The sequence below is a fragment of the Mycobacterium sp. E1386 genome, from assembly GCF_001672745.1.
GTDB lineage: Bacteria > Actinomycetota > Actinomycetes > Mycobacteriales > Mycobacteriaceae > Mycobacterium.
On the sequence record NZ_LZKH01000226.1, the window covers coordinates 1 to 13,044 of the forward strand.

General features: G+C 70.5%; 15 protein-coding genes. 3 read left to right on the forward strand and 12 right to left on the reverse strand.

Annotated elements, in window-relative coordinates; all coding sequences use genetic code 11:
• Positions 1-23 precede the first annotated feature (23 nt).
• Both A5709_RS23210 and cspA read right to left on the reverse strand, forming a co-directional pair.
• Positions 24-614, reverse strand: a complete 591-nt coding sequence (locus A5709_RS23210; RefSeq protein WP_067949004.1) for a hypothetical protein — start codon at positions 612-614, stop codon at positions 24-26.
• Positions 615-757: 143 nt separating this feature from the next.
• Positions 758-961 carry a cold shock protein CspA gene (gene cspA / locus A5709_RS23215; RefSeq protein ID WP_007166602.1) on the reverse strand — a complete coding sequence of 68 codons (204 nt, stop codon included), beginning with the start codon at positions 959-961 and terminating at the stop codon, positions 758-760.
• A 258-nt stretch (positions 962-1,219) separates the two neighbouring features.
• Here cspA and A5709_RS23220 point away from each other — a divergent pair, with 258 nt between their 5' ends.
• Positions 1,220-3,529, forward strand: coding sequence for a DEAD/DEAH box helicase (locus A5709_RS23220; protein WP_067949006.1), 2,310 nt, complete (start codon positions 1,220-1,222; stop codon positions 3,527-3,529).
• Positions 3,530-3,789: 260 nt separating this feature from the next.
• Positions 3,790-4,827 (forward strand): PAS domain-containing protein, encoded by a 1,038-nt coding sequence (locus A5709_RS23225; protein ID WP_067949008.1) that lies wholly within the window; start codon positions 3,790-3,792, stop codon positions 4,825-4,827.
• On the opposite strand, the gene A5709_RS23230 is transcribed toward A5709_RS23225, so the two are convergent.
• Genes A5709_RS23230 through ssd form a run of 10 tightly spaced genes read right to left on the reverse strand, consistent with a single transcriptional unit; the run spans position 4,824 to position 12,107 of the window.
• Entirely contained in the window at positions 4,824-6,365 is a 1,542-nt protein-coding gene (locus A5709_RS23230; RefSeq protein ID WP_067949009.1) for a radical SAM protein, read from the reverse strand. The genes A5709_RS23225 and A5709_RS23230 overlap by 4 nt on opposite strands.
• 5 nt (positions 6,366-6,370) lie before the next feature.
• A complete protein-coding gene (locus A5709_RS23235) occupies positions 6,371-6,805 on the reverse strand; it encodes a hypothetical protein (RefSeq protein WP_068010370.1) in 435 nt (144 codons plus the stop codon).
• Positions 6,802-7,587: a prolipoprotein diacylglyceryl transferase gene (locus tag A5709_RS23240; protein WP_067949049.1), complete on the reverse strand. Its 786-nt coding sequence runs from the start codon at positions 7,585-7,587 to the stop codon at positions 6,802-6,804. The genes A5709_RS23235 and A5709_RS23240 overlap by 4 nt, the downstream gene beginning before the upstream one ends.
• Before the next feature lie 38 nt (positions 7,588-7,625).
• Positions 7,626-7,916, reverse strand: coding sequence for an Rv3654c family TadE-like protein (locus tag A5709_RS23245; protein ID WP_231972040.1), 291 nt, complete (start codon positions 7,914-7,916; stop codon positions 7,626-7,628).
• Between the two features lie 31 nt (positions 7,917-7,947).
• Positions 7,948-8,250, reverse strand: a complete 303-nt coding sequence (locus A5709_RS23250; RefSeq protein ID WP_067949047.1) for a TadE family type IV pilus minor pilin — start codon at positions 8,248-8,250, stop codon at positions 7,948-7,950.
• A gap of 23 nt (positions 8,251-8,273) precedes the next feature.
• Complete coding sequence (locus A5709_RS23255) at positions 8,274-8,474, reverse strand: DUF4244 domain-containing protein (RefSeq protein ID WP_067949063.1); 201 nt, start codon at positions 8,472-8,474, stop codon at positions 8,274-8,276.
• A gap of 18 nt (positions 8,475-8,492) precedes the next feature.
• Positions 8,493-9,089, reverse strand: coding sequence for a type II secretion system F family protein (locus A5709_RS23260; RefSeq protein ID WP_197500972.1), 597 nt, complete (start codon positions 9,087-9,089; stop codon positions 8,493-8,495).
• Entirely contained in the window at positions 9,086-9,889 is an 804-nt protein-coding gene (locus A5709_RS23265) for a type II secretion system F family protein (protein WP_067949045.1), read from the reverse strand. The genes A5709_RS23260 and A5709_RS23265 overlap by 4 nt, the downstream gene beginning before the upstream one ends.
• Positions 9,886-11,058, reverse strand: a complete 1,173-nt coding sequence (locus tag A5709_RS23270; protein WP_082953335.1) for a TadA family conjugal transfer-associated ATPase — start codon at positions 11,056-11,058, stop codon at positions 9,886-9,888. The genes A5709_RS23265 and A5709_RS23270 overlap by 4 nt, the downstream gene beginning before the upstream one ends.
• Entirely contained in the window at positions 11,055-12,107 is a 1,053-nt protein-coding gene (ssd, locus tag A5709_RS23275; protein ID WP_068010372.1) for a septum site-determining protein Ssd, read from the reverse strand. Before ssd ends, A5709_RS23270 begins: the two co-directional genes overlap by 4 nt.
• Before the next feature lie 512 nt (positions 12,108-12,619).
• On the opposite strand from ssd, the gene A5709_RS23280 reads away from it, so the two are divergent.
• Positions 12,620-13,044: HAD-IB family hydrolase (locus A5709_RS23280; RefSeq protein ID WP_156673250.1), on the forward strand; the 425-nt coding region annotated here is incomplete at its 3' end.

Here is a 13,044-nt window from a genome sequence, read left to right on the forward strand (position 1 = left end):
GAATCGCAAATCTTTTTCCGCGGTTATACCCGCGGCCACACCGCTGATGCGTCGACGCCGTCGGGGGCGTCGCCCACGTTCTCTACCAGGCGCGATAGCCGGCGACGGCCGCTGATCCGCAGCGCCGGCCGGCCGCCGCGGGTGCCGATCAATGTGGGCGCGATTCCGACCCGCATCAAAGCCGACGCCAGCGGGGAATGGGTATCGGGCGCGTGGGGATCCAGGCCCAAGAGGTAATGGTCGCCCTCGGGATGACCGGCCGCCAGCGTCCAGGCCCGCAATTCCCGCGGCCCGGGCAGCCACCGTGGCGGCACCGTTTTGACCGCGCCGCGGGTCCATTCCGCGGCCAAATTCACCAGAGCCGCGGTGACCGCCGTCCGCACCAGCGGGGTGTCCTCGTCGGTGCGCCCGATCTCAGGCTCCAGCCCCGCCTCGCGGATCATCTCGGCCAGCGCGGCGGCCCGCCAGGCCTGATCTACCACCACCGAGAGCCGCGCGCCCTGCGCCCCCGGACCGCCGACCATCACGATCTGACCGGAAGCCGCCAGCACCCCGGAGAGATCGGCTACCGCGGGCGGCACCGACTCCGCTGTGAAGAAGGAAAGCTGGCTCACGCCACCGACAGTAGGCCAGGTCGACCATCCGCGTCTTGAGGCAACCGGCGCGGCGGCGGGTCGGGACTGGACGGAATACGAAAACCCCCCGGCCGGCCCGCTGGGCGGGACTGCACGGGGGGTCCGTGGAGAATCGGCTCGTCTTAGACGGAGCGGACTCCGGTGGCCTGGGGGCCCTTAGGGCTGTGGCCGATTTCGAACTCGACCTTCTGGTTTTCTTCGAGGGTGCGGAAGCCCGAACCCTGGATCTCCGTGTAGTGGACAAACACGTCTGCGGAACCGTCTTCGGGGGCGATGAACCCGAAGCCCTTCTCCGCGTTGAACCACTTCACAGTTCCCTGTGGCATCTCTCGATCTTTCCTTTTCTTCTGGGTGCGGGGCATCGCTTTTCGATGCCCCGGGCCTGGTACGACCGCCATACCTCGCTCAGTCGCCGGAACTTCACCCGACCGATTAACCTCGCAGGAACCGCGGCCGCAACGTCGATCCTGCGAAAGTTTGACACGAACACAGAAGCTGCGACCGCAAATAGTCAACCATGTTCATCGCTTCGGCGACAGACTTGCGTCTTGGACGGAGTCCCAGCCGGTCCTGGGAGGGTGCGAATGGCGAGTTTCGGCAGCGACCTGCTCGCCGCCGCGCTCGCCGGCACCGACGCCGACGAGCACCCGCTGCGGCACGTCGCCGAGCTGCCGCCGCGGAGCGGCCGCCCACACAGCTGGCCGGCGTGGGCCGAGCCGGACGTGGTGCGCGCGTTCACCGACCTCGGGGTCAGTTCGCCCTGGTCACACCAGTCGGCGGCCGCGGAACTGGCGCACGCCGGCCGTCACGTGGTGGTGAGCACCGGGACCGCGTCGGGCAAGTCATTGGCGTATCAGCTTCCCGTCCTCAACGCGCTGGCCACCGATCCGCGCGCCCGGGTGCTGTATTTGTCCCCGACGAAGGCGCTGGGCCACGACCAGTTGCGGGCCGCGCACGCGCTGACGGCCGCGGTTCCGCGGCTGCACGACGTGGCGCCGACCGCCTACGACGGCGACAGCCCCCCGGAGGTCCGCCGGTTCGCGCGGGAACGATCCCGCTGGCTGTTCTCCAATCCCGACATGATCCATTTGTCGATCCTGCGCAACCATGCCCGGTGGGCGGTGCTGCTGCGCGGTCTTCGCTTCGTGATCGTTGACGAATGCCATTACTACCGTGGCGTTTTCGGCTCCAACGTGGCGATGGTGCTGCGCCGGTTACTGCGGCTGTGTGCGCGGTACTCGTCGGCCCCCACGGTGATCTTCGCCAGCGCGACCACCGACGCACCGGGCGCGACGGCCGCCGAGCTCATCGGGCATCCGGTCGAGGAGGTCACCGAGGACGGTTCGCCCCAGGGCGCCCGGACGGTCGCGTTGTGGGAACCGGCGCTGCGGGCCGACCTGCTGGGCGAGAACGGCGCGCCGGTGCGCCGCTCGGCCGGTGCGGAGGCGGCGCGCGTGATGGCCGACCTGATCGCCGAGGGGGCACAGACACTGACGTTCGTGCGGTCGCGCCGCGCGGCGGAGCTGACCGCGCTGGGCACCCAGGCGCGGTTGGACGAGATCGCCCCCGAGCTGGCCGGCAAGGTGGCGTCGTATCGGGCCGGCTATCTCGCCGAGGACCGCACCGCGCTGGAGCGGGCCCTCGCGGAGGGCCGGCTGCGCGGCCTGGCCACCACGAACGCGCTGGAGTTGGGTGTCGACATCGCCGGGCTGGACGCGGTGGTCCTCGCCGGGTTCCCCGGCACGGTCGCCTCTTTCTGGCAACAGGCCGGCCGGTCGGGCCGGCGCGGGCAGGGCGCGCTGGTGGTGCTGATCGCCCGCGACGACCCGCTGGACACATATCTAGTGCACAACCCGGCCGCGCTGCTGGGCAAGCCGGTCGAGCGGGTGGTGATCGACCCCGCCAACCCCTACATTCTGGGACCCCAACTGCTCTGCGCCGCAACCGAAATGCCGCTCGACGAGGCCGAGGTGCGCGACTTGGGCGCCACGGACGTGGCCGGGGGCCTGGTCGACGACGGGCTGCTGCGGCTCCGCAACGGCAAGTATTTTCCCGCGGCGGGCCTAGAACCGCATGGGGCCGTGGACATCCGGGGTTCGTCGGGCGGCCAGATCGTCATCGTCGAGGCGGACACCGGGCGGCTGCTGGGCAGCACCGGCGTCGGTCAGGCCCCGGCGTCGGTCCACCCGGGCGCCGTCTACCTCCATCAAGGGGAGAGTTACGTTGTCGACTCGCTGGACCTCGAAGACGCGATCGCCTTCGTGCACGCCGAGGACCCCGGTTACGCGACGTTTGCGCGGGAAATCACCGACATCACGGTCACCGGTACCGGCGAACGCGCACAGTTCGGGCCCGTCACCCTGGGCCTGGTGCCCGTCACTGTCACCCATCAAGTGGTGGGGTATCTGCGTCGCCGGCTTTCCGGAGAGGTGATCGACTTCATCGAGTTGGACATGCCCGAACACACATTGGCGACCACCGCGGTGATGTACACCATTACCGAAGAGGCCTTGCTGCGCAAGGGAATTGACGCGCCGCGGATCCCGGGATCACTGCACGCCGCCGAGCACGCGGCGATCGGCCTGCTGCCGCTGGTGGCCAGCTGCGATCGGGGCGATATCGGCGGCTTGTCCACCGCGGTGGGACCGGACCCGGCCGGTCTGCCCAGTGTCTTCGTGTACGACGGCTATCCGGGCGGCGCCGGTTTCGCCGAGCGCGGTTTCCGCCAGGCGCGTACCTGGCTGGGTGCGACCGCCGCCGCCATCGAGGCATGTGAGTGCCCCCGGGGTTGTCCGTCCTGCGTGCAGTCCCCGAAATGCGGCAACGGCAACGACCCGCTCGACAAGGAGGGTGCGGTGCGGGTGTTGCACCTGGTCCTCTCGGAGCTACCGTAAGCTGAGCAATCCGGCGGATGACGACCGACCCCTCGACGGTCGACCCCACGGGTGCCGTCCGACGGGCCAACGAACGCTCATCGATGAGCGGCTGGCAGCCCCGACCTCGCGGGCGCAGCAGCAAACTAACAAGGCCACAACGACATTGGCAAATTCACCGGATCGCCGGCGAGGCGATGCCTGAGGCTCACCGACTGCCCCGACATGGCCGGTAGGCCCGAGGTCCCAAAGATGCGGCCCGTCGCCGTAAAATCGGCCGCATGGGCCACGACTGGTTGCTCGTGGAGACGCTGGGGGGTGAACCCACCGTGGTGGCGCAGGGCCGCCAACTGAAAAACCTCGTCCCGATCACCACGTTCATGCGCCGCAGTCCCTATCTCTCGGCGGTCCGGACGGCGATCGCCGAGTCGGTACAGACCGGTCAGAGCCTGACCAGCATCACTCCCAAGCGCGACCGCGTCATTCGCACCGAACCGGTGGTGATGTCCGATGGCTATATCCACGGGGTGCACGTGTGGACCGGCCCCGCCGACGTCGAACCGCCCGAGCGGCCGACCCCCGGGCCGCTGAAGTGGGACCTGACGATGGGTGTCGCCACCGACACCCGGGAGTCGTTGGCCAACAGCGGAAAGAATCCCGAAGTCGAGGTCACCTTCGGCAGGGCCTTCGCGGAGGACCTTCCCTCGCGCGAGCTCAACCCCAACGAAACCAAGGTGCTGGCCATGGCCGTGAAGGCTGAGCCCAACCAAACGATCTGCAGCACTTGGGATCTCACCGATTGGCAGGGCAACCCCATGCGGATCGGATTCGTCGCGCGCACCGGCCTGGAGGCCGGCCCCGACGGCCGGGACCATCTGGTGGCGCGGGCGATCAACTGGCGTGCCGAACTCAAGGGCCCGGCGGTGTCGACAGACGATCTGGCGCAACGGATCCTGAGCGGGCTCGCTCAGGCAGGCGTCCACCGCGCGCTGATCGATTTGAAGAACTGGGCCCTGCTGAAATGGCTGGACGAGCCCTGCACGTTCTACGACTGGCGCGGCAGTGAGACCGGCCAGCCGAAGGTTCACCCCGACGATCAGCACCTGGTCTCCTCGATGACCGAGGAATTCGCCCAGGGCGCGACGAGCCGGGTGCTGCGAATGCCCGGCCATGACAACGGTTGGGTGCCGGTGCACGTCACGGTCAACAGGGTGGAACTCGAACCGGATACCTACGCCGGGCTGGTCTCGCTGCGGTTGCCCTCGGACGAGGAACTCACCGCCGCCGGATTGGCGGGCGGCCCCGACCCGACGGCCTAACCCACGACCGGCAGCAAGCGGTCGGCGGCGACCGACAGCCGCTGGCCGCCGAGCTGCGGCCACGCCTGCACCGCGCAGAACGGCGCGCACTGATCCTGCGACGACCGCGTGCCGACGTGCACGCAGCACTGCACCAGCCGCTCTTCGATCATCGTCGACATGTCCATGAACGGTTTGACCGTGACCCGAACGACACGCTCACCCAGCATCCGCCTCAGTTGGCGTCGCCGCCCCGGCAGCGCGGCCGACGCCACGGTCAGCAACGTCGCCATGCCCAGGTCGCAGTTCTCGCAGATCATGCGCCAGACGTCGGACATCGAAGGATGCGACAACGAAGACTGCTCCGACAGCAAGCCCATCAGGGATTCCCGCACGGCCAGCCGCAATTCCCGGGGAATGTCGGAGTCGGCGATCCGGTTGGCGATCAGCCCCAGCTTGTCCTTGAGGTTGTCGTGGCCCATCAACGCGACCAGCGAGCGCCAATTCCCGTTGTCTTCCCGAAGCATGTACCCGACCGAGCAGCAATGCGGGTGCGAGCACGGCAGCGCGGTCAGATCCCGCCAGGTGATCAGGCCGCTGGTCTGCGGCCCCAACCGCTTCAGCACGCCGGTGTGGGTGAGGCGCCTGGCCGGGTCGATGAGACCCGAACGCCCGGAAGCGAATTGCGGCTGGATGGAGACCCCTCCGACGTAGGGCGTGTCCAGCGCCAGCTTGACGATGTCGCCGATCTCTGTGTCGTTGACACCGAGTGACGCCGTCATCACGAGCGTGGTGAAGATTTCGCGTTCGGAAAGCCGACGCAGCGCCGACTCCTTGAGGCGCGACAGGTCGCCGCCACGGTGATGGCGGTGGGCGGCCGGCGAGAGCCCGTCGTACTGCAGGTACACCTCGGCGCGTTCGCGGTGCTCGGTGAGCAGGTCGAGCAGACGGCCGTCGTGAGCTATCCGGATACCGTTGGTGTTCAGCAGGATTCGCGTTATCGGTCGCGAGCCGAGCTCGGCGAGCAGCTCGGGCAGCTGCGGGTGCAGGGTGGGCTCGCCACCGCTGAGCATGACCACATCCAGGCGGCCGTTCTCCCGCGCGAGCCGCTGGTCGACGTTGGCCAGCACGTCGCCGACCGCGACGACATTGCGGAGGTCCGGCGAGGAGTCGGCGAAACACGTTGGGCAGCGCAGGTTGCAGGTCGCGGCGATGTCCTCCAGCAGGATGCAGGTGTGCTGAGTCTGCATCTGCGGCAGGCCGCGCAGATAGGCCGACGGGATCGGGTCGAAGTTGCCCGGCTCATCGGGGACGTGCGCCTTGGTGGGCGCGGTCCACTCCTCGAGATAGGCAAGGATTTCGGGATCTTCGTCGTACAGCGTTCGAACGAGCCCGTGTCTCGGGCAGCCCCGTTCGAGCCAGACCTGTCCGTCGCCGCGCACGGCCAGCCAGCCGCTGAGCCGTGCCACGTCGCCCAGCGGACGATCGGGTTCCTCGGCGTGACACTGCGGGCAAAACGCGTTGACGTAGCGCAGGATTCGATCGCCCCGCAGCTCCATGCCGCTCATCGGGTCAGGTGATACAGCATCGGGTTCAATCCGGTACAGATGCCGACGGTGAAGATGGAGGTCAGTGCCCAGCCGATCATCAATCCCATGCCGATTCCCCTCGCCCAGGCGCCCTTCTTCACGAACAACAACGCTCCCCCGCCGGCGAAGGCGATCAGCGCGAGCATGACGGCTCCGGCGGCGAAGGCGATCTTCGGCGCGACGGCATTGGCGAGGCCGAACAGCACCAGCGGGCCGACGACGACGTTGATTCCGGCATACAGCGCCATCCCGGCGATGGCCGCGCCGAAGATTTCGCCGCCGCTCGGCTTGCTCGGCGGCGGTTGCCAGCCCGGGTAGGGCCGGTTCATGTCATAGGGATAACCGGGTGGCGGCCAGTCCGGGGGCCGCCACCCGTCCGGAGGGGGCGGACCCGGTGGTGGGTTCGTCATGCGGCAACCGCCTCCCGTCGCAGAACGGTGTCGTAGTGGCCCCGCCGATATCCCAGGCGCAGCCGGACGGCGATCAGCAGGAGCGAGGGCAGGAGAAACCACTGCGGCCGGGTCAGGCCCAGCCACACGGTCTCGTTGGCCCGGACGAATTCGACCAGGAACCGGAACACCGCATACCCCGCCACGTAGAGGACGAACAGCTCACCCGGATGACTTATCCGGTTGCGCAGCCACAGCAGGACCCCGAACGCGGCCAGCTGGAAAGCGATTTCGTAGAGGAACGACGGGTGCATGGCCACGCCCGCGAGGCAACCGGGACATTTTGGTGTGCCGGCCGGGGCGTGGATGCCCCACGGCAGGCTGGTCGGGCGCCCCGGCGCTTCGGTGAGGTGGCAGCCGACGCGGCCGATCGCCATGCCCAGCGCGACCGCTGGCGCGAACAAGTCACCGGTCTTGCCGGTGTAGCCGCCGAGCCGCTTGGCGATCAGGACCCCGAGGTAGGCGCCGCACAGTCCGCCCAGAATGCTGCGCGATCCGAATTCCCACGCCTGCAGCAACGACGGGTTGAGGCGGACGTCGAGGTGCTCGGCCCAACCGGAGAGGCGCATGCCCACCGCGCCGCCGACCAGGGCGCCGGTCACCGCCACCAACGATTGTTCGTTGACCGCTCCACGCCGGCGGGCCTCGACCATGAACACGACGGCGGCGGCCAGGACGCCCAGCGCCACGAAGACACCATGCACCGGCAACACCAACGGGCCGATCCGCCATTGCGGCACCACGTCGACAGACTATTACGCGCGGCACCCGCGGGCCCGCGTCAGCCGCCAACGGGCCCCGCCCGCGCGGCGGCGCTCGCCGCGCCGCCGAAGACCGCGACCCGGACCCTGACGACGACGTCGAGATCGTCGATCCCACAACTGGCGTCGCCGATGTGCATCTCGCCGGCCACCGCCGTCGCGCGGGCGCAGGCCGCCTCGGCCCCCGCCGGCAGCCGGGCCGCCGCGGCCAACGCGGCAAGATCGGCCGCCGCCTGTGCGCGATGACGCGCCACCACCACCGAACCGAGGTACGCCCCGGCCCCCGTGACGCACAGCAGCACCGCGACCATCCAGGCCGCGACCAGGGTGGCCGAGCCCCGATCATCCCGACGGCTCCGCCATCGAGACCGCTTTGGCCGCAATGTCAAGCTCCGGCAACAACTTCGAGCGCGCGACGACGGTGGCGACCAAGAACTCACCGTCACGGTGCACCTCGATCCGCGCGCCGCCGGGGGCGATGCGGCGAGCCGCGCCGAGCGCCAAGCGTTCGTCGCCGCGGGCCGCCAACCGGGCCGCCTCGCGGGCGGCGTCCACGCAGCGAATCTGCATCGACACCGTGGTGACGCCGGCCAGACACAGCACCAGGACGACGACCAGCGTGGCGACGCCGAGCGCCGCCTCCACGGTGCTGGCACCCGCACTGCCGGTTAGACCTTGGTGTTGAGCGCGCGACCGATGATGTTGGTCAGCGCCGACACGACGGAGTCGCCGGTCACGACCGTGTACAGGATCGCCCCGAAGGCGGCGGCGGCGATCGTGCCGATGGCGTACTCGACCGTGGACATGCCCGACTCGTCGGACGCCAGGACCGTCACGCGGGCCACGAATGCCCAAAATATGTTGTGCAGCAATGCTTCCCTTTCTTCTCACCACAAACCCGACTGCAGGACGTCACCGGCGAGCCCGGCCACCACGGGAACGATCCCCAGGCACACGAACGCCGGCAGGAAACACAATCCGAGCGGTCCGGCGATCAGCACCCCCGCGCGCTCGGCGGTCGCGGTGGCCGCGTGCGCGGCGTCGTGACGGGCCTGGTCGGCCAGTTCGGAGACGCCCTCGGCCAGCGCCGCACCCGAGGCCGCCGATCGCCGAGCGAGCCGCAGCAACGCTTCGACCGGCGCATCGGCGGAGTCGGCACGGGCATCGGGCGAAACCGTCCAGGCGACAACGGGGTCGGCGCCCAGCGCCAGCAGATCGGCCGCGCGCCGCAGCACCCGGGCCAACGTCGGCGGCGCGGACGCTGCGGCGGCCGCCGCGGCGGTGGCCACCGCCATGCCCGCTTCCAGGCACACGGCCAGCACGTCGAGACAGGACGCGATTGCCAGTGGGTCGGGCCCGCGCGCCGGCCCCACCCGCGGGCGCGCTCGATGCTCGCGGACCGGCATCCGCGCCCGCGCCCGCACCAGCGACGGACCCGGGCCGATCCATGCGGCCACCGCCAGCAGGACCGCCGCCGTCGTCACGACTCGAGCCGATCGGTGATGCGGTCGGCCCACAACAGGCCGCCGCACGCCAGGGTTGAACCGACGACCAAGAGCCACCCGCCCGCGTGCCCGCCCAGCAGGAAGGCCAGCGGCCGCGCCCCGATCAGTTGGCCCAGCAGCACGCCGAGCACCGGCAGGCCCGCCAGGATCACCGCGGTTGCACGCGCACCGGCCATGTTCGATGTCACCCGCGCCGAGAACCGTTGCCGCTCGGCGATATCACGCTGCGCGGCGCGCATCAGGGTGGCTATCGCCAGGCCATGGTCGCTGGCCAGTTGCCAACACAACGCGAGGCGATCCCACTGCGCGGACAGAGCCGACGACTGCGCCGCCGCGCGCAAGCCGGCCGCGACGTCGGCACCCAACCTGGCGCGGGCGGCCACCGCCCGCAACGACTCCGCGACCGCGCCGGCGGTTTCGTCGGCGGCCACGCCGAACGCGCGCACCGGATGCGAGCCGACGCGCAGTTCGCCCACGAGCACGTCGAGCGCGCCTTCCAGCGCCTGCCCCTCGCACTGGGCGGACCGGATCCGGCGGCGGCGGTGATAGCGCAGGCTCACCGTGCCCCCCACTACCGCGACCGCCACCATCGTCGTCAGCGGCAGCAGCACGGCGGCGGCGCCCACGGCCGCCGCCGCAAGCCAGCCAGCCCCGCCGGGAGCGGTGCGCGGGCGCCACCGACCGACCGACACCGCCGGCGCGAGGCGGCCCCGCGGCGACGCCGGAAGGACGACGAGCGCGAGCGCCAACAGCAGCGCGCCGGCCGCGGGGCCGCTCATGCCGGCATCCGGCTTTGCAGCAGGCGATGCAGGAGGTCGGCGCCGCCGGTCATGCCCCCGTCGGCACGCCACACCGTGACCGCTCGCACCCGTCCCGCAACCTGGCGCAGCACGGCGATCTCACCCAGCCGGCGCCGCCCGGCGCGATCCCGGGTCACATGCAACAGCACCTGCACGGCCGCGGCGAGTTGACTGTGCAGTGCCGCGCGGTCGAGACCGCCCAGCGCGCCCAGCGCCTCCAGCCGGGCCGGAACTTCGGCCGGATTGTTCGCATGGACCGTGCCCGCTCCCCCGTCGTGGCCGGTGTTCAGCGCCGCCAGCAGATCCACCACCTCGGCACCCCGCACCTCGCCGACCACGATGCGGTCGGGCCGCATCCGCAGGGCTTGGCGTACGAGTTGGCGCACCGGAACCTCGCCGACGCCCTCGACGTTGGCGCACCGCGCGACCAGCTTCACCAGGTGCGGATGCCGGGGCGCCAGCTCGGCGGCATCCTCGACGCACACGATCCGTTCGGTGGGCGCGACGGCACCGAGCATCGCCGCGAGCAGGGTCGTCTTGCCGGCTCCGGTGCCGCCGCACACCAGGAAGGCCAGCCGCGCGGCGATGATGTCGGCGACCAGGGCGGCCGCCTCGGGAGTCAAGGAGCCCGCCGCGGTCAGGGCGGCCAGATCCTGGCTGGCCGGCCGCAGCACCCGCAGCGACACGCACGTGCCCGCGACCGCCACGGGCGGCAGCACCGCGTGCAATCGCACCGCGAACCCGGCGCCGATGCCGGTGAGCTGGCCGTCCACCCACGGCTGCGCGTCGTCCAGCCGCCGGCCGGCGGCCAGCGCCAGCCGTTGCGCCAGGCGCCGCACCGCCGCCTCGTCGGCAAACCGAATCGGCGTGCGGCGCAAGCCATTCCCGTCGTCCACCCACACCGCATCGGGCGCGGTGACCAGCACGTCGGTGGTGCCGTCCGCGCACAACAACGGTTCCAGGATGCCGGCGCCGGTCAGCTCGGTCTGCAACACCCGGAGATTGGCCAGGACCTCGGTGTCGCCCAACATCCCGCCGGACTCGGCCCGGATCGCGGCGGCCACGGCGGTCGGCCCCAGCGCAGCGCCCAGCGGGGCGGCTTCGGCGGCCAGCCGCTCGCGTACCCGGTCAATCAGCGAACCGCTCACGCGGCCCTGCCCTTTCGGGCCGGCCCCGACGAGGCACGCGGCAACACGGCGAGCACCTCGCGGGCCGCGGCGGCGAGCGCGGATCGCCGTCCGACCCGGAGGCCGCCGCGCTCCACCTGCTCGGCCAAGCGCGGTTCGGCCCTCATGGACGCCAGCAACGGCAGCCCCGTGATGTCGGCGATCTCGGCCGCCCGCAACCCTCCCGGCGACGGACCGCGCACCACCAATCCCACGTTGGGGTTGACGGCGCCCAGCACCGGAGCCAGCGCGCCCGTCGCCGCGCACGCGCGCACATCACATCGGCTGGCCACGACGACGAGGTCGGCGGCATCGAGCGCCGCTTGCGCCGCGTCGGTGAGCCGACGCGGAAGGTCGCAGATTACCGTGACCGCGCCGCGGCGACCCGCATCGACGATGGCTTGCACGGGCGCCGCCGCCAACTCGTATCCGAACCGGGTGCCGGACAGAACGCTGACTCCCCGGTGCCGCGGCAGCGCCGCACGCACCGACGACCAGTTGAGCCGGCCGCCCTGCAGCGCCAGATCCGGCCAGCGCAGGCCCGGCACACTCTCGGCGCCCAGCAGGAGGTCGATGCCGCCGCCCCACGGGTCGAGGTCCACCAACAGCGCATCGGTGGTGGCCTGCGCCAGGGCGACCGCCAGCGACGAAGCGCCGGCACCGCCGCACCCTCCGATGACGGCAACGACTTCGCCGCGCGACCCGTCGTCGCGCGAGGACTCGGCGGCCTCGGCGAGCGCCCCCACCAAGTCGCGCTCCTGTTCGGGCAGCCGCAGCACCAGCCCGGCCCCCACCGCGACGGCCGCGGCCCACGTCGGGTTCGCCGGATCGGCCGCCGTGAGCACTATCACGTGCAGGCGGCGCGGCAGCGCCGCCCGCGCACAGCTGTCGGCCGCCGCTTCATCGAGCACCACGGCCGCCGCGGCCGACCACGTTTTGCGACTCACGACGCCGCCGGCGTGGACCACCCGGACACCGACGGCCGCGGCCACGCGGTCCAAATCCCGGCGCAGCCCCGGATCCGCCAGCACCGCCAAGAGGCCCGCGGAAGCCGTCACTTCGTCCGGCGAGGTGCTAGTCACGCGCCCACTCTGGCGGGTTCGAGATGTTGGACACCAGTCCCAAACGCGGATCTGGGGATAGAGACGCGAGTGTGCACAAAGACATCGACCGGCGCTCGACCGGCGCCAAGGAGACGTAACGTCCGCAACCAATTGGACGGCCGCGCCGCGCGGTCCGTATGCGCGGAACCGGCGTCTGAAAGGCCGGAAAAAGACCCCACAAAAGGGACGACCCCCGCCAGGGGGGGAGGAGGCGAGGGTCGTCGTGCATCAGCCCCGGGGGGTCGGGCTGATACACCCTCGGCTCAGGCCGAGTAATGCTTACTATACACATGACAAGCCGCGGTAACGCAATAGCTCTTTCTATGAAAGAACACGTTGAGCCGCAAAAACACTGGTGTTACCACCGGTCCCACTTTGCTGAGCGGCCTTTTCGGGCCCGGAATCCCGGCGCCGCCGCGCGACCGACCTATGCTGGGTCGGTGACCGTCTTCGACCCGGCCGCGGAGCAGCACACGGCGGCGACGTCCGCTCCCCGGGCCCGCACCGCGGCCTTCTTCGACCTGGACAAGACGATCATCGCCAAGTCCAGCACGCTGGCGTTCAGCAAACCGTTCTTCAACCAGGGGCTGCTGAACCGCCGCGCCGTGCTCAAGTCGAGCTACGCCCAGTTCATCTATCTGCTCTCCGGCGCCGATCATGACCAGATGGACCGGATGCGCCTCCACATGACCAACATGGTCACCGGATGGGACGTCGATCAGGTCAAGTCGATCGTCAACGAAACGCTGCACGACATCGTGACGCCGCTGGTGTTCGCCGAAGCCGCGGACCTGATCGCCGCCCACAAATTGTGCGGCCGCGACGTGGTGGTGGTCTCCGCCTCCGGCGAGGAAATCGTGGCTCC